The 15807-nt window shown below is 60.8% G+C and carries 14 protein-coding genes; 3 read left to right on the top strand and 11 right to left on the bottom strand.

All coding sequences use genetic code 11. The features are described 5' to 3' along the window. Positions 1 to 13: 13 nt before the first annotated feature. Entirely contained in the window at positions 14 to 175 is a 162-nt protein-coding gene (locus tag ABVR31_RS07715; protein WP_166720674.1) for a hypothetical protein, read from the bottom strand. 74 nt (positions 176 to 249) lie between these two features. On the opposite strand from ABVR31_RS07715, the gene ABVR31_RS07710 reads away from it, so the two are divergent. Next, the gene (locus ABVR31_RS07710; protein WP_021509819.1) at positions 250 to 1704 is read left to right on the top strand and encodes an AMP nucleosidase; all 1455 of its coding nucleotides are present in this window, start codon (positions 250 to 252) and stop codon (positions 1702 to 1704) included. A 46-nt stretch (positions 1705 to 1750) separates the two neighbouring features. On the opposite strand, the gene ABVR31_RS07705 is transcribed toward ABVR31_RS07710, so the two are convergent. Further along, the gene (locus ABVR31_RS07705) at positions 1751 to 2125 is read right to left on the bottom strand and encodes a hypothetical protein (protein WP_372772317.1); all 375 of its coding nucleotides are present in this window, start codon (positions 2123 to 2125) and stop codon (positions 1751 to 1753) included. A 260-nt stretch (positions 2126 to 2385) separates the two neighbouring features. Further along, positions 2386 to 3684, bottom strand: coding sequence for an NCS2 family permease (locus tag ABVR31_RS07700; RefSeq protein ID WP_021509817.1), 1299 nt, complete (start codon positions 3682 to 3684; stop codon positions 2386 to 2388). A 454-nt stretch (positions 3685 to 4138) separates the two neighbouring features. Here ABVR31_RS07700 and ABVR31_RS07695 point away from each other — a divergent pair, with 454 nt between their 5' ends. Beyond that, complete coding sequence (locus ABVR31_RS07695) at positions 4139 to 4885, top strand: response regulator (RefSeq protein WP_104188831.1); 747 nt, start codon at positions 4139 to 4141, stop codon at positions 4883 to 4885. On the opposite strand, the gene ABVR31_RS07690 is transcribed toward ABVR31_RS07695, so the two are convergent. The 6 genes from ABVR31_RS07690 to ABVR31_RS07665 all read right to left on the bottom strand — a co-directional run bounded on the left by ABVR31_RS07690 (position 4822) and on the right by ABVR31_RS07665 (position 11295). Then, positions 4822 to 5874 carry a carbohydrate kinase family protein gene (locus tag ABVR31_RS07690; protein WP_372772315.1) on the bottom strand — a complete coding sequence of 351 codons (1053 nt, stop codon included), beginning with the start codon at positions 5872 to 5874 and terminating at the stop codon, positions 4822 to 4824. The two genes, ABVR31_RS07695 and ABVR31_RS07690, sit on opposite strands and share 64 nt — an antisense overlap. A gap of 1 nt (position 5875) precedes the next feature. After that, the gene (locus ABVR31_RS07685; protein ID WP_058757359.1) at positions 5876 to 6736 is read right to left on the bottom strand and encodes a ketose 1,6-bisphosphate aldolase; all 861 of its coding nucleotides are present in this window, start codon (positions 6734 to 6736) and stop codon (positions 5876 to 5878) included. A 12-nt stretch (positions 6737 to 6748) separates the two neighbouring features. Beyond that, positions 6749 to 7432, bottom strand: a complete 684-nt coding sequence (locus tag ABVR31_RS07680) for a D-lyxose/D-mannose family sugar isomerase (RefSeq protein WP_021509813.1) — start codon at positions 7430 to 7432, stop codon at positions 6749 to 6751. Between the two features lie 56 nt (positions 7433 to 7488). After that, complete coding sequence (locus ABVR31_RS07675) at positions 7489 to 8427, bottom strand: ABC transporter substrate-binding protein (protein ID WP_372772313.1); 939 nt, start codon at positions 8425 to 8427, stop codon at positions 7489 to 7491. A 368-nt stretch (positions 8428 to 8795) separates the two neighbouring features. Next, the gene (locus tag ABVR31_RS07670; protein WP_021509811.1) at positions 8796 to 9779 is read right to left on the bottom strand and encodes a COG4158 family protein; all 984 of its coding nucleotides are present in this window, start codon (positions 9777 to 9779) and stop codon (positions 8796 to 8798) included. A 10-nt stretch (positions 9780 to 9789) separates the two neighbouring features. Continuing rightward, positions 9790 to 11295: a sugar ABC transporter ATP-binding protein gene (locus ABVR31_RS07665; RefSeq protein ID WP_058771123.1), complete on the bottom strand. Its 1506-nt coding sequence runs from the start codon at positions 11293 to 11295 to the stop codon at positions 9790 to 9792. 144 nt (positions 11296 to 11439) lie between these two features. On the opposite strand from ABVR31_RS07665, the gene ABVR31_RS07660 reads away from it, so the two are divergent. Then, positions 11440 to 14025 (top strand): ATP-binding protein, encoded by a 2586-nt coding sequence (locus tag ABVR31_RS07660; RefSeq protein ID WP_372772311.1) that lies wholly within the window; start codon positions 11440 to 11442, stop codon positions 14023 to 14025. Here ABVR31_RS07660 and phnE (ABVR31_RS07655) read toward each other — a convergent pair. After that, positions 13979 to 14863: a phosphonate ABC transporter, permease protein PhnE gene (gene phnE, locus ABVR31_RS07655; RefSeq protein WP_058757355.1), complete on the bottom strand. Its 885-nt coding sequence runs from the start codon at positions 14861 to 14863 to the stop codon at positions 13979 to 13981. The two genes, ABVR31_RS07660 and phnE (ABVR31_RS07655), sit on opposite strands and share 47 nt — an antisense overlap. Beyond that, positions 14860 to 15723, bottom strand: coding sequence for a phosphonate ABC transporter, permease protein PhnE (gene phnE / locus ABVR31_RS07650; protein WP_372772309.1), 864 nt, complete (start codon positions 15721 to 15723; stop codon positions 14860 to 14862). The genes phnE (ABVR31_RS07655) and phnE (ABVR31_RS07650) overlap by 4 nt, the downstream gene beginning before the upstream one ends. Positions 15724 to 15807: the final 84 nt, after the last annotated feature.

The following is a 15807-nucleotide window of genomic DNA, read 5'->3' as shown; positions in this document are numbered from 1 at the left end:
CCACGGTTGAAATTTAAGCAAAAAGCTCGCCAGAGAAGACAATCGGTGACAATTTTTTTGCAGCGGCATCGCAGCCGGGCGGAAAACGTGCGATGTGGCCTCCCTGCACCTGATAAACATAGCCAGCCTTTTGCCACCTACCAGCACCGTGATGGTGCAGAATGCGGTCGATCACAGATTCTTCATCGTGATGAGAGGTTTATCCGCTATGCTCTGGTCAAATCGGTCCAAATTGCTGAAGGAGAATCTATGAATACGCAACGGAACGGATTGACCACCGAACAGGCGCTGGATCAACTGGAGCGTCTGTATGACGACGCGGTTGAAGCGCTGCGCAACGCCATTCGCACGTTTACCGCCAGCGGCACACTGCCGGACGCCGGACTGCGCCAGCAGGGGCTGTTTGTCTATCCGGAGCTGCGCATCACCTGGCAGGGTGAAGGCCCGCAGCAAAATCGCACCCGCGCCTGGGGACGTTTTACCCACACCGGCCGCTACAGCACCACCATCACGCGCCCGGCGCTGCTGCGTCACTATCTCAGCGAACAGCTGCAGATGATCGAAAAAGAGTACGACGTACTGATTGAGGTGGGTCCGTCACAGCAGGAAATCCCTTATCCCTATGTGATTGATGGCTCCGACCTGTCGCTGGACCGCTCCATGAGCGCCAGTATTGCGCGCCATTTCCCGACGACCGAGCTATCGCAGATTGGCGATGAAACCGCTGATGGCCTGTTCAACGCCGACGCGCTGTTCCCGCTGTCGCATTTCGACGCGCTGCGCACCGATTTCTCCCTGGCGCGCCTGCGTCACTACACCGGCACTGCGGTAGAACACTTCCAGCCGTTTGTGCTGTTCACCAACTACACGCGCTACGTCGATGAGTTCGTGCGCTGGGCGATTGAGCAGGTGCAGGATCCCAGCACGCCGTACGACAGTCTCGCCTGCGCCGGCGATGTGGTGATCACGGCGGAAACGCAGGACCCAACGGCGATGATGTCGGATCTGGCGTGGAAGAAGCATCAGATGCCCGCCTGGCATTTAACCTCGCCCAATCGTCGCGGCATCACGCTGGTGAATATTGGCGTCGGTCCGTCGAACGCCAAAACCATCTGCGACCACCTCGCGGTGGTGCGCCCACATGCGTGGCTGATGATTGGTCACTGCGGTGGCCTGCGTGAAAGCCAGAGCATCGGCGATTACGTGCTGGCGCACGCCTATCTGCGTGACGACCACGTGCTGGACAGCGTATTACCACCGGATATCCCGATCCCGAGCATCGCGGAGGTGCAGCGTGCCCTGTACGACGCCACCAAAGCGGTCAGCGGTATGCCCGGCGAAGAGGTGAAGCAGCGCCTGCGTACCGGTACGGTCGTCACCACAGACGACCGCAACTGGGAGCTGCGCTACTCCGCATCTGCGTTACGCTTCAACCTGAGCCGCGCGGTGGCGGTGGATATGGAGAGCGCCACCATTGCCGCACAGGGCTATCGTTTCCGCGTACCGTACGGCACCCTACTGTGCGTCTCGGATAAACCGCTGCACGGTGAAATCAAGCTGCCCGGCCAGGCCAACCGTTTCTATGAGGGCGCGATCTCGGAACATCTGCAGATTGGCATCTGCGCCGTTGAGCTGCTGCGCGCCGAGGGTGACAAACTGCACTCCAGGAAACTACGCACCTTTAACGAACCGCCCTTCCGCTAAATCCGCTGTTCCGGCCCATGGACGGGCCGGATTTCTGCTGGCAACCTTAAATTTTCAGCACCGCCACTTTTACAAACCATGCCAGTACGGCGAGGATAGCCGGCAACATGAGGGTCCAGATCAGTCTGTCATTTAACCGTTCGAACTTTTTATCGATGCGTTTCTCCACCTGACCGATATCATTCATCAGTTGATTGCACATCAGCCCCTGTTCGGTACGCACGCGTTCCACGTCCGCTCTGGTGGCAAGGTTTTCAAAACGCGCGGTCAGGACCGCAACATCCTGCTGTAACAGCTGGGTGGTGTTCGCAAGCTGTTCTACGTGTTGGGTTAATCGTACCATTAGCGGTGCTCCCTGATTTCTTAACGCCAGAAGGCGAGGCGGCAACCGATGCGGCAGCGTGCAAACGGGATAATCCATTATCTTGTCCTTCTTCAGCAACCTTGTGTCATCGCCTCACTCCACCGCTATTTAAGCAGAGCGGCAGCGATTAAACATTCCACGATCCCGCCACTGCAGGCAAAAAATTTGCGCATGGCAGAATTTACGGAAAGACAGTAAACAACAGGCCTGAAAGAGAAAAGTGGCGACGGGCAAGAATTGCGAGACATCACGCAAACAATCATTGCGCGAATGTAACAACTTACACGGAAGCCCGGGCGGGCTTCCGTTACGCAGTATCAGGCACTCAGCCAGCCGAGTTTAATCACAAACAGAATCGACAGAATCACCAGCGCCGCATTGACCTCTTTGGTGCGGCCACTCAGCAGTTTCACCACCGTCCAGGTAATAAAACCAAAAGCGATACCGTTAGCGATCGAGTAAGTCAGCGGCATGGTCAGCGCGGTCACGGTGACCGGTGCCGCCGTGGTGACATCTTTCCAGTCAATTTCTGCCAGACCGGAAGCCATCAGCACCGCAACGAATAGCAGCGCTGGCGCCGTGGCGTAGACCGGCACGCTACCCGCCAGTGGCGAGAAGAACAGACTGAGCAGGAACAGAATGGCGACCACAATCGCCGTCAGACCGGTACGGCCGCCGGCGCTGACGCCCGCAGCGGACTCCACATAGCTGGTGGTGGTTGAGGTACCCAGCAGTGAACCGAACAGCGCAGCGGCGCTGTCGGCGATCAGCGCACGGCCCATTTTCGGCACGTTGCCCTGCTCATCGGCCAGACCGGCGCGTTTCGTCACGCCCAGCAGCGTGCCGGTGTTATCAAACACGTCGACAAACAGGAACGCAAAGATCACGCTCACCAGGCCAACGTTGAACGCGCCGGCGATATCCAGCTGCATAAAGGTCGGCGCAATCGACGGCGGCGCAGAGAACACGCCCGCGAACGGTGTCAGGCCAATGCCCATCGAGATAAAGGTAACAACCAGAATGCCGATCAGTACGGCGCCGGTCACGCGACGCGCTTCCAGCACCACAATGATAAAGAAGCCAAGCAGCGCCAGCAGCGGACCCGGTTTGGTCAGGTCGCCCAGACCGACCAGCGTAGCCGGGTTATCCACCACGATGCCCGCCCCTTCCAGCGCAATCAGTGCGAGGAACAGGCCAATGCCTGCCGCAATCCCGGCACGCAGCGGCAGCGGAATGCTGGCAATAATCCATTCGCGAATTTTAAAAATCGACAGTGCAAAGAAGATCACCGCCGAGAGGAACACCGCACCCAGCGCGATCTGCCAGGTGTAGCCCATATGCAGCACCACGGTGTAGGTGAAGAAGGCGTTCAGGCCCATGCCCGGTGCCAGCGCGATCGGATAGTTGGCGATCAGGCCCATTAGAATCGAACCGATGGCTGCAGCCAGACAAGTGGCGACAAACACCGAGCCTTTATCCATACCGGTCGCCCCGAGGATGCTGGGGTTCACAAACAGGATGTAGGCCATTGCCAGAAAGGTCGTAATACCGGCAATGATTTCGGTGCGCACCGTGGTGTGGTGTGCTTTTAACTTAAAAAGTTTTTCTAACATCATCATCTCTCATCAGCGGAGACGGCCCGCAGGCCTGCTCTCTCTTGCCAAGGCGTTTTCCCGCTATTCCGCGCGTGGTGGCTAAGCTGACGCGGAAAAAGTGAGGAAAATTATTTTTTTATGCCGGCGTTTTGCCACCGCTGGCAGCAGAACGTCGTGTGCTATCCCCTGTCCACATAGCAATTGCTATGCCACTCCCTGACGCAATCGTTTCCGTTTTAGCGTGCCGTTGCGGCTAAGAAAATTCTGAACCAGAACGAGGCGCGATTATGGTGCATTGCACCACCTGCGCGCAAACGTTTTCCCGCCGTGCGCAGCCGGGGGTGAAATATTGCGGTAACGCACGCTTTCACACTCTGCCAGGCGATGGCGCTCACGTTTCTGCTGCGCGTTTCAGCAGCTTAAAAACGCCGGGTTACACTGCGTTTAACCCTTTCGCAACAAAAGAGGCAGTGCAATGAAGCCCGCGATTCTGGTCGTTGATGATGATCGTGCCATCTGCGAATTGCTCCACGATGTGCTGAGCGAACATGTGTTTACCGTTTATAGCTGTCATCAGGGGCGCGACGCCCTGGCGCTGCTGGCGCAGCATCCGGAAATCTCCCTGGTGATGCTGGATATGATGCTGCCCGATACCAACGGCCTGCTGGTATTACAGCAGATGCAGCGTCAGCGCCCTGAGCTGCTGGTGATCATGCTGACCGGCATGGGATCGGAAGCCGATATGGTGGTTGGACTGGAGATGGGTGCCGACGACTATATCGCCAAACCCTTTAATCCCCGCGTGGTGGTGGCGCGGGCCCGTGCGGCGCTACGCCGCTGCGGGCGACTGGCGCAGCCGGAAACGGTGATTGATGACGGCTGGCAGTTTAATGGCTGGCGGCTGGATGATGTGCGTTGTCAGCTGTTCAATCCGCAGCGTGAAAGCGTACCGCTCACCCAGGGCGAATACAGCCTGCTGCGCGCGCTGGTCGGCCACGCGCGTAAGGTCCTGACGCGCGACCAGCTGCTGGAGCTGACCCACAGCGAGAGCCTCGACGTGTTCGATCGCACCATTGATGTGTTGATCATGCGCCTCAGACGCAAAATCGAGGCTAATCCGCATCAGCCGATCCTGATCCGCACCATTCGCGGACTGGGCTATGTTTTTTCCGCCGATGTGATGCGCCCGTCCGCCGCGGCGCGCGAAACGCAAATCGCCTGATTCATCCAGCGCTGCATCTCGCTCAGTGGCCGGATGCCGTCCAGCGCGTTGGCCGCATGCAGATTAAAGCTGGCGCAGGTATGGGCCAGTTTTAACGTCTGCTGCAGGTTGTAGTTTTGATGGCTGGCGTAGAGCACGCCGGCGCAGAAGGCATCGCCCGCCCCGACGCTGCCGACAATCTCCTCTGCCGCTAAGCACCAGGCGGGCTGCCACAGGCCGTCGCCCGCTGGCTGCTGGCCCCATGCGCCTTCCGGTGCATGAATCACCACGCGCTGGCGCACACCCTGTGCCAGCAGCCAGCGTGCCGCAGCAGCAAAAGCCGCCGGTGACGCCAGCGTGCCACTGCTGCGCAGCTCGATGCCGGTGAGCGCCTGCGCTTCCAGTTCGTTAATCACCAGATAATCGAGCCAGCGCAGTGCCGGCTTCACCAGCGCCTGATACTCGCCGGCGCGCGAAACCAGATCGAGCGAGGTGAGATAGCCACGCTGCTGCATCTCCGCCAGCAGCCGGGCACTGCGGGTACCGTACTGCACATCGGGCTGGTCGAGCTTATCCAGTAACAGCAGATAGCCGAGGTGGAAGATGCGGTGCGCGGTGGCGAGGTGAGCAAAGTGCGCCACATCGAGCTGCGCATTGGCCCCGCGCGCGTGAAAAAAGGTGCGCTGACCGTCCGGCGCGGTCATCACCTGCGTCATCGCCGTGGCTGCCGCACCGGTGCGCTGCACGTGCTGATGATCCACATGATGTTCATCCAGCAGCTGCAGCAGGTAATCGCCGTCGCTGTCCTCGCCCAGCATCCCCACGGCGGCCAGCGGCAGACCGACCTGCATGCGCGCCAGGGTAAACAGCACATTCAGCGCCGCACCGCCGCTGCATTTCTCGCTGTGGCTAATCTCGGCCAGCCAGCCCTGTTCTGGCCAGTGGCTGATGCGCTGCACGTGATCCACCAGCATATTACCCGCCGCCAGAATGCCGTTGCGTGCTGCCATGTCAGGCCCTCCCGGCGCTGCCAAACACCTGCATCTGCTGGGCCACAACGCTGGCGATGTCGCGTTCAACCGCCATTAACAGTTCGGCAAAAGAGTCGTAGCGCGCGTCGCGCTGGGTGATTTGCGTTTCAATCGCCCCGAGCGCCGCCTGCGACATCCCGGTGTAGAAGTTGATTTTGTGAATGCCGAGGCTGATGGCGCGACGGAAATCGGCGTCGCTGATGCCGGAACCGCCGTGCAGTACCAGCGGAATGCCGGCCGCTGCGCGAATCGCCGCCAGACGGTCAAAATCCAGCTTTGGCTCGCCTTTGTATTTGCCGTGCGCGTTGCCGATGGCCACTGCGAGGCAGTCGATGCCGGTTGCCTGGACAAATTCCGCCGCCAGCGCCGGGTCGGTGAATTTATTACTGTCCGCTTCGCCAAACAGCGCGCCACCCTCATCGCCGCCCACGGCGCCCAGCTCAGCCTCGACCGAAATGCCCAGCGCGTGGCACATCTTCACCACTTCCCGCGTCTGGCGAATGTTCTCGTCATAGCTCAGGGTTGAACCATCGAACATTACCGAGGTGAAGCCGAGACGAATCGCCTGCATCACCGCATCAAAATGCAGGCCGTGATCGAGGTTGAGCACCACCGGGATGGCGTGCAGCGCCGCTTCGGCACGGATAGCGGCGATCAGCGGTTCCAGGCTGACGTATTTAAAATGCACCTCGGCAATGTTGATGATAAACGGTGAACGCTGCTGCTCCGCCGCATGGAACAGCGCGCGCAGAAAGTGGGTGTCGAGAACGTTGAACGCGCCGAGCGCGTAACCGTGCTGCTGCGCATGGGCGAGGCCCTGCGCCAGAGAGATCAGTGCCATGGAACACTCCTGTTATGCCAGCCAGCGGTGATATTCGTTACACAGCAGCCAGCGCGGCGCTTCATCCTCATCAATCGGATTAAAGCGCGCCAGCGGGGTAAGAAAGACGTTGTCGTGCTCATCGTCATTGGGCATGGAGACTTCGCCCACCAGCACATCGCCGTAGCCGGTTTCGCCCCAGAAGCTGTGCCAGACACCGGGCAGTAACGTGACGCTTTCGCCGGGTGACAGCCGCAGCTGGGAGCCGGCGGCATGGGTCTGGCAGATGCCATCCAGCGTGACCTGTACCGGCGAATCCGCCAGCCGATCGCCGTCGCGATTGTGTAGCGTGACAATCAGGTTGCCACCGCCGCGGTTGATAATGTCTTCCATTTTTTGCGGATGATAATGCATCGGCGTCACCTGCCCTTCGCGCACGTGCATGATCTTCTCCGCATACGGTTTGCCCCACGGCTGTCCGCCGCGTGAACCGTTGCGCAGGGTAAACAGCGTCAGGCCGGTCTGGCTGAAATCATCGGCACCAAAACTGGTGACATCCCAGCCGAGGTGCAGCGCCAGCAGTTCGGCAGCGGCTGAGGTGTCCAGCGCACGCCACTGGCTGAGACCGTAATCGGCCCACGGCGGCAGATGCACATCCTGCCGCAGAAAGAATTCACGGGTCAGTTGCAAAATCGCGTTAACTTCGGAACGTTGCATAGCTGCATCTCCGGCGGGCGTCGCGGCGCGCATGTGCACCGCGACGCCCGTGTGGCTTATTTCACCGTCCAGCCTTTGTAGCTGCTGACATTGTTACGATCGATCAGCGTTACCGGAATCAGCACCGGCTTATCCGGCGCTGGCTTGCCCTGCAGGATGTCATAGCCAATCTCAACTGCTTTAGCCGCCATCACCTGCGGATCCTGGGCTGGCGTTGCGACAAAGAGCGAGCCTTTGCGCTTCAGCGCCTCTTCGCCGTCTGGCGATCCATCGACGCCGACGATAAAGAATTCGCTACGCTGCGCCTGTTTCGCCGCCAGATCGGCACCGATAGCGGTAGGATCGTTGATGGCGAACACGGCATCTATCTTCGGATTGGCCGACAGCAGACCGGTCATCACTTCCAGTCCGCCTTCGCGACTGCCTTTGGCGTTCTGGTTGTAAGAGAGCAGTTTGATATCCGGGTGGGTTTTCAGCTCATTCATGCAGCCTTCCACGCGGTTCTGCACCGCTGACACCGGTGGTCCGTTGATGATGACCACGTTGCCTTTGGCTTTCAGGCGGTCGGAGATGTATTTACAGGCCATGGCCCCGGCCTGGGTGTTGTCAGAGGTGATGGTGGCATTGGCACCGTCCGCGGCCACGTCCACCGCCACTACCACGATGCCGGCATCACGCGCACGCTTCACCGCCGGCGCGATGCCTTTGGAGTCGGCAGCGTTGAGGATGATCATGTCCACTTTAGCGGCAATGAAGTTGTCAATCTGCGCTACCTGCTGGCCAAGATCATAGCCGCTGGAGACCAGCGTCACGTTGACCTTATCGCCCGCCAGCTGACGCGCCTTGAGCTCCGCCCCTTTGGTGATCTGGACGAAGAGCGGGTTAGCCAGATCGCCCACCGTCACGCCGATGGATTTCAGTTCTTTGGCCTGCACAAATGGCGCACTGAACAGCGTCGCGGCCAGCAGTCCGGTGATAATCGGATTAAAACGCATAGTCGATGTTCTCCTGCTTTTTTGGTTTTATGCCCTGATTGCCTTTGCCCTCACCCTGGCCCTCTCCCGCCCGCGGGAGAGGGAACCGTTCAGCATGGTGTTCAGGTGAAGCACTTGTTTTCTAAATCTTCTCTCCGGATAGCCTCCTCTCCAGCAAGCGGGAGAGGGAACCGTTCAACATGGTGTTAAGGTGAAGCTCTTGTTTTCTGAATCCTCTCTCCGGACAGCCCCCTCTCCCGCGAGCGAGAGAGGGAACCGTTCTGCATGGTGTTCAGGTGAAGCACGTTAGTTACCTCTTCGCTCCGGACAGCCCCCTCTCCCGCAAGCGGGAGAGGGTTGGGGTGAGGGCCAAAGCCAGCGCCCGCCCCTCACCCCACGTGATGCCGCGTACGGTACTTATCGATCAGCACCGCAATAATGATCACCCCGCCCTTAATCACCAGTTGCCAGAAGTACGACACGCCCATCAGCGTCATGCCGTTGTTCAGCGTGGCGATAATCAGCGCGCCAATCAGCGTGCCGGTAATGGTGCCAATGCCGCCGACGAAGCTGGTACCGCCAAGAATCACCGCGGCGATCGCGTCCAGCTCATAGCCCACGCCGAGGTTGCCGTTAGCGCTGTACAAACGCGATGCGCTCATCAGGCCACCCAGCCCGGACAGCAGACCGCTCATGGCGTAGACAAACACCAGCACCGCACCCACTTTGATGCCGGTCAGGCGCGCTGCCTGCATGTTGCCGCCCACCGCATAGATGTGCACGCCAAGCGTGGTGCGACGCAAAATAAACCAGCACAGCGCAATCACCGCAAAGGCAATGATAATCAGCCACGGGATCGGTCCGAGATAACCGTTGCCTATCCACTCAAAGTTGATATCCGAATTGATCACCGTGGTGCCGTTAGCCAGCAGATAGGCCGCCCCGCGCAGCGCGGTATAGGTGCCCAGCGTGACGATAAACGGCGGCAGGCCCGCCCAGGCGACCAGAATGCCGTTGAACAGCCCCATGATCAGCCCGGCTCCGAGCGCGGCGGGGATGGTCAGCCCGGCAAACGCCGGATCGAGCGACACCACCATCGCCACCACCGCCGTGGTACCCAGCATTGAGCCAACCGACAGGTCAATGCCGCCGGTGAGAATGACAAACGTCATGCCCGCCGCCAGCACAATGTTGATGGAGGCCTGACGCGTGATATTCAGCAGGTTAGCTTCGGTAAAAAAGTTCGGGGCGACAAAGCCAAATACCGCCACGATCAGGATCAGAATCGGCAAGATACCCACGGTTTGCAGCAGGTCACTCATCAACGCACGTTTTAGCGTTGGACTTTTTACGCGTGCGGTTTCACTCGTCATTCCCGTCTCCTCAGGCCTGGACCGGCTGCGCGCCGGTGGCCAGTGTCATTATGTTTTCCTGGCTAATCTGCTCGCCGCTCAGCTCGCCGGCGATGGTGCCTTCGCGCATCACGTACACGCGGTCGCTCATGCCCACCACTTCCGGCAGCTCGCTGGAGATCATCAAAATTGCCACCCCCTGCTGCGCCATCTGGTTCATCATGCGGTAGATTTCACTCTTGGCGCCGACATCCACGCCGCGCGTCGGCTCATCCAGAATCAGGATGCGCGGCGCTATCGATACCCAGCGCGAAATCAGCAGCTTCTGCTGGTTGCCGCCGGATAAGCCGCCGGCGCGCACCTGGGCGTGCGGCACGCGGATATTCAGTGATTGAATCGCCTCGCTGGCGATCTTCTGCCCTTTGCGCCGGTTAAGCAGGCCGTAGCTGGCATCGCGCTCAAGCGTGGCCATCACGATGTTTTCCTGCGCCGCCAGTTCCAGAAACAGCCCCTGCTCTTTGCGGTTTTCGGTCAGGAAACCGATGCCGCGCGCAATGGCGTCTCGCGGCGAGTGAATCTGTACTTTTTCACCGTCGATCCAGATTTCCCCGCCGGCTGGCTGATGCACACCAAAAATCAGCTGCGCCAGCTCGCTGCGGCCGGCACCGACCAGCCCGGCCAGCCCGACAATCTCCCCGGCGCGCACCGCCAGGCTGCAGGGATGCACTTTGCGGTTGTCGGTCAGATGATTTACCGCCAGACGAATTTCGCCGAAGCTAATGGCGCGATCTTTGTTGAACAGATCGCTAAGCGGACGGCCAACCATCATGCGCACCAGTTCGCTGGCGTTCAGCTGTTCGCGCGTCAGGCTGCCGACGTACTGGCCGTCGCGCAGCACGCTGACGCGATCGGAGAGCTCATACACTTCCGCCATGCGGTGGCTGATATAGATGATCGCCATGCCTTCGCTGCGCAGGCGTTTGATCAGCGCAAACAGCTGTTCGGTTTCGCGATTCGAGAGCGCAGCGGTGGGTTCGTCCATCACCAGGATGCGGCTGTTGCGATGCAGCGCGCGGGCAATTTCCACCTGCTGCTGCTCGGCGATGCTCAGGCGGCTCACCAGATCGGTGGCGCTGAACTGCGCGCCAAGGCGGTTAATCACCTGCTGCGCTTCTTCCGCCATCTGGCGACGCTTCACCAGCCCGCCACGGGAAATTTCACTGCCGAGAAAGATGTTCTCTGCCACCGTCAGATTCGGCGCCAGGTTGATTTCCTGATAAATCAGGGTGATCCCTGCCGCCAGCGCCTCTTTCGGGCCCCGGATGGCGTAGGGTTGACCATCGATAAGAATTTCCCCGCTGCTGGCGGTATACGCGCCGGCCAGAATCTTCATTAAGGTACTTTTACCGGCACCGTTTTCGCCCATCAGCGCGTGCACTTCACCCGGCCAGACGGTCAGGTCGACGCCTTTCAGCGCATAGAAGCTGCCGAAGCGCCGGGTAATTGCCCGCATTTCTAATATCGGTGTCGCCGCCATCTTCAGGCTCCTGCTGCCAGTGGATAGCCGCGAGTTAAGCAACGCCAGATAAATGGAAAATGTCAGACGCCGTTCATATTTGTCATATTGCGCCCCGGCCGCGCTTCTATACTCGCCGGAGTTGAGCGGTAAGGAGCGGCAGCAATGAGTCACAGTCTGCACTGGCACGCCGGCGCGCGCGGGCGCCTGCTGATGTTTAACCTGCTGGTGGTGAGCGTTACGCTGGCGGTGAGCCTGGTGGCTATTTTCGGTTTTCGCCACGCCGGTCACATTCAGGAGCAGGCACAGGCACAAACGCTGGCCGATATGAACGGCAGCCTGGCGCTGGCGCGTGATACGGCCAATGTTGCCATCGCCGCGGTGCGGCTGGCGCAGGTGGTGGGCGCGCTCGAATACCAGAGCGAATCGGCGCGTCTGCAGCAGACCCAGCAGGCGCTGCAGCAGTCGCTGAGTCAGCTGGCCAGCGCGCCGCTGGCCGCACAGCAGCCGGCGCTGCTGGCACGCATCCGCGAACGCAGCCAGATGCTGGAGCAAAGCATCAGCCAGCTGCTGCTGGAGGGGCATCAGCGCCATTTACAGCGTAACGTGATGCTCAGCGGCCTGTGGCAGGCGCAGCTGCTGCTCAACCGTATCGACCTGCTGGCCAGCGACGGTGCGTTTCTGCCGCTGCGCCAGCAGACGGCCGCGCTGTTAACCGTGGCAATTCAGTCCGCCACGCCGCAAGCCGCAGTGCAACAGCTCAACAGCGTGCTGCCGATCTGGTCTGCGCTGCCGCTGCAGGGCGTGCTGGCGATGCAGCGCGCGCGGCTGGTCAGCACCAGCCAGCAGCTGCTGCCGGTGACCGGTCAGCTGGAGCAGAGTGACATCGCCATCGCCTACGCCACGTATCGCATCAAGGCGCTGGTGGCGATGCTCAACGAAGACATCACTCACTATGTTGAGCTGGTAGCGCAGCAGAGCGATGCGCGCAGCGCCACCGCCCATCAGGAACTGGATTCAATCATCGGTTTCATCGGTCTGTTTATGCTGCTGGCGCTGCTGATTACCGGTTACGCCGGTTACTACATCTACCGCAATCTCGGCTCCAGCCTTACCGCCATCGCGCACGCCATGACGCGGCTGGCGCAGGGGGAGAAAAGCGTCAGCGTGCCCGGCCTGGCACGGCGCGATGAGCTGGGCGATCTGGCGCGCGCCTTTAACGTGTTCGCCCGCAACACCGCTTCGCTGGCGCACACCTCGCAGCTACTGAAAGAGAAAAGCAACCAGCTGGAATCGACCTTCCTCGCCATGCGCGACGGCTTCGCGCTGTTTGATAACAGCGGTCAGTTGGTGGTGTGGAACGCGCAGTACGCCGAACTGCTGGGCTTCGCGCCGCGCGAGCTGCATCGCGGCATGCACTATCAGCGTTTGCTCGATCGCGTCGATGTGCAGCTCAGCAGCCTGCATGACGCGCAGGAAGTCAGGTTGCCGGATGGCCGCACGCTGGAACTGCGCTTCAGCCCGGTGCCGCGGCGCGGCATGGTCAACACGGTGCTGGAGCGCACCTCGCGTAAGGCGCTGGAAGCGGCGCTGCTGCACAGCCAGAAGATGAAAGCGGTCGGTCAGCTGACCGGCGGCCTGGCGCACGATTTCAATAATTTGCTGGCGGTGATCATCGGCAGCCTGGCGCTGACCGTCGATCAGCTGCCGCCCGGCACGCTGGCCAGCCGCATTGAGCGCGCGCGGCTGGCCGCCGATCGTGCCGCTCAGCTGACGCAGCGTCTGCTGGCCTTCTCACGCAAACAGGCACTTTATCCGCGTGCCGTTGCAGTGGTGGAGCTGGTGGAAAATCTGCAGTCGCTGCTGCAGCACTCCCTGCTGCCCGGCCAGCATCTGGTGGTGGATGCGCAGCGCCCCGGCTGGCCGGCGTGGATTGATGCCGGCCAGCTGGAGAACGCCCTGATGAATCTGGTGGTGAACGCGCGCGATGCCATGGAGCGCCAGAGCGGCGAAATTCGCCTGCGCATCTGGAATCAGCGGATTCAGGAGGCCGATGGCAAGCGCGACCGCGTCACCATTGAAGTGATTGACCACGGCTGCGGCATGTCCGCCGAGGTGCGGGAACAGGTGTTTGAACCCTTCTTTACCACCAAAGCCACCGGCAGCGGCAGCGGGCTGGGGCTGTCGATGGTGTACGGATTTGTGCGCCAGTCCGGCGGACAGATCGAACTGGAAACCGCGCCGGGCCAGGGCACCACGGTGCGTCTGCTGCTGCCGCGCGCGCCGGAAGCCGCGCAGCCGCTGGTGAGCGCGCCGGTGCTGACGCCGCGCGCCAGCCGCGATCGCCTGATACTGGTGCTGGATGACGAGCCGGCGGTGCGCCAGACGCTGTGCGAACATCTGCATCAGCTGGGTTATCTGACGCTGGAGTGTGCTGACGGCGAGAGCGCGCTGACGCTGCTGCGCCAGACGCCGGATATCGATCTGCTGATCAGTGACCTGATGCTGCCGGGTGCCCTGAACGGTGCGGATGTGATTCGTCAGGCGCAGCAGCAGTGGCCACAGCTGGCCACCCTGCTGATCAGCGGTCAGGATCTGCGCCAGACGCCGGTGACGCTACCGCTGTGTGAACGGCTGGCGAAACCCTGGCAGCAGGCGCAGCTGGTGCAGGCGCTGGAGCGCGCCTGGCAGCGCAGCGAACGGCTCAGTCGCGCGCGGCAGGCTGCCACAGCGGCACCCCTTTCCCGGTGATGTAGCGTTTACGCAACCGGCTGGAGATGGCGTCCATCACCATCACCACCACCACCAGAATCACGGTGAGAAACATCACTACATCCCAGTTCCACAGGCGCATGTTTTCGGCGTAGACCAGCCCGACGCCACCGGCGCCGACAAAGCCCAGCACCGCCGCCGAGCGGGTGTTGGACTCAATCTGATACAGACTCAGCGCGAGAAAGGTGGGAAACGATTGGGTAAAAATGCCGTAACGGTGTTTTTGCAGGCTGTTGGCCCCCACTGCGCTCAGGCCGCGACTGGGTGAGCGTTCAACCGCTTCATGCCCTTCGGCATACAGCTTGCCCAGCAGGCCGATGTCCTGCATCACAATCGCCAGCACCCCGGCCAGCGGCCCCATGCCTACCGCCCGCACGAAGATCAATCCCCAGATGGCCATGTCGATGCCGCGCAGCACATCCAGCAGCCGGCGCACCAGCAGCGATATCGGCCGCGTCAGCGGATCGTGCATCACATTGCGCGCCGCCAGAAAGGAGACCGGCAGCGCGATGACGGTGGCGGTGAGCGTGCCGGCAAACACGATAGCCAGCGTGATGCCGACCTGCGAGAAATAGTAGCCAAACGGCCAGTTGACGAAATCCTGCCAGACGAACATGCGCAGGAAATAGCGTCCGAGCTGCTGGCAGCCGATGACAAAGCGCTGCCAGTCGATGCCGAACACGCTGAAGAAGAACAGATAGTAGAGCACCAGCGCCAGTGCAATCAGCGCGATGCGCCGCAGATAACGGTTTTGCGCGGCAAACAGTGCAGCATGCTGCTGTTTCAGTTTCGCCACATCGGGCGCTAAGGCGATCATTTTACGTCTCCTTCTACCACACGGCGGCGCAGCCAGCCGGATAGCGTATCCAGCAGCGACACCACCACGATGATCAGCAGTAGCGTCATGCTGACCTGATCGTAGCGATCCAGTTTGATGTTGGTCATCAGCTCCTGACCGATGCCGCCCGCGCCCACCAGCCCGAGGATGGTGGAGGAGCGGAAGTTAATTTCCAGCCGCATAAAGCTGTAGGAGAGAAAGGTCGGTTTCACCTGCGGCCAGAAGGCGAAGCGCATACGCTGCAGCTTGCTGGCACCACAGGCGGCGAGACCGCGCACCGGTTTGTTGGAGGCGCTCTCAATCGATTCGTAGAACAGTTTGGTCAGACTGCCGATGGTGTGCAGCGCCAGCGCCAGAAAGCCGGGGATGGCACCGATGCCGAACGCCATCACGAACATTACCGCCCACGCCAGCTCCGGCATGGTGCGCAGGAAGGCAACAAAGGCGCGAATCGCCACGCGCAGGCTGCGCGGCGTCTGAGTGTTATCAGCTGCGAAAAACGCCAGCACGGCGGCGATCAGTACCGCAATCAGGGTGGAGGACAGCGCCAGCTGCAGGGTTTCCCAGATCAGCGGCAGCTGAAAGTGCAGGCGATAGCCCCAGTAAGCCAGCGAACCTTCGGTTTTGACGTCCGCGAACAGCAGCGGCAGGTGCAGCACCGGCAGCGTCGCGCCGATGTAGTCAAAGAAGTGAGGCAGCGATTGCCAGACCGTGACCAGGTTGAATTCCGCCACGTTGCCGGCCGCGAGATAGAGCGCCACCAGCAGCAGCGACCACAGCAGCGTGTCGCGCTTTTGCTGGCGGCGAATACGTTGGTAGTAGTGTTCGAAATCGGTCAAGGGAGAGATCCTTTGTTGATGGCGAGGGATTGCCCTCACCCTAACCCTCTCCCGCCAGCGGGAGAGGGAATTGTCCGGTAGCAC

Source organism: Pantoea sp. WEP, from assembly GCF_041678305.1.
Taxonomy (GTDB): domain Bacteria; phylum Pseudomonadota; class Gammaproteobacteria; order Enterobacterales; family Enterobacteriaceae; genus Pantoea; species Pantoea dispersa.
This window is presented reverse-complemented; position numbering and strand designations above follow the sequence as displayed.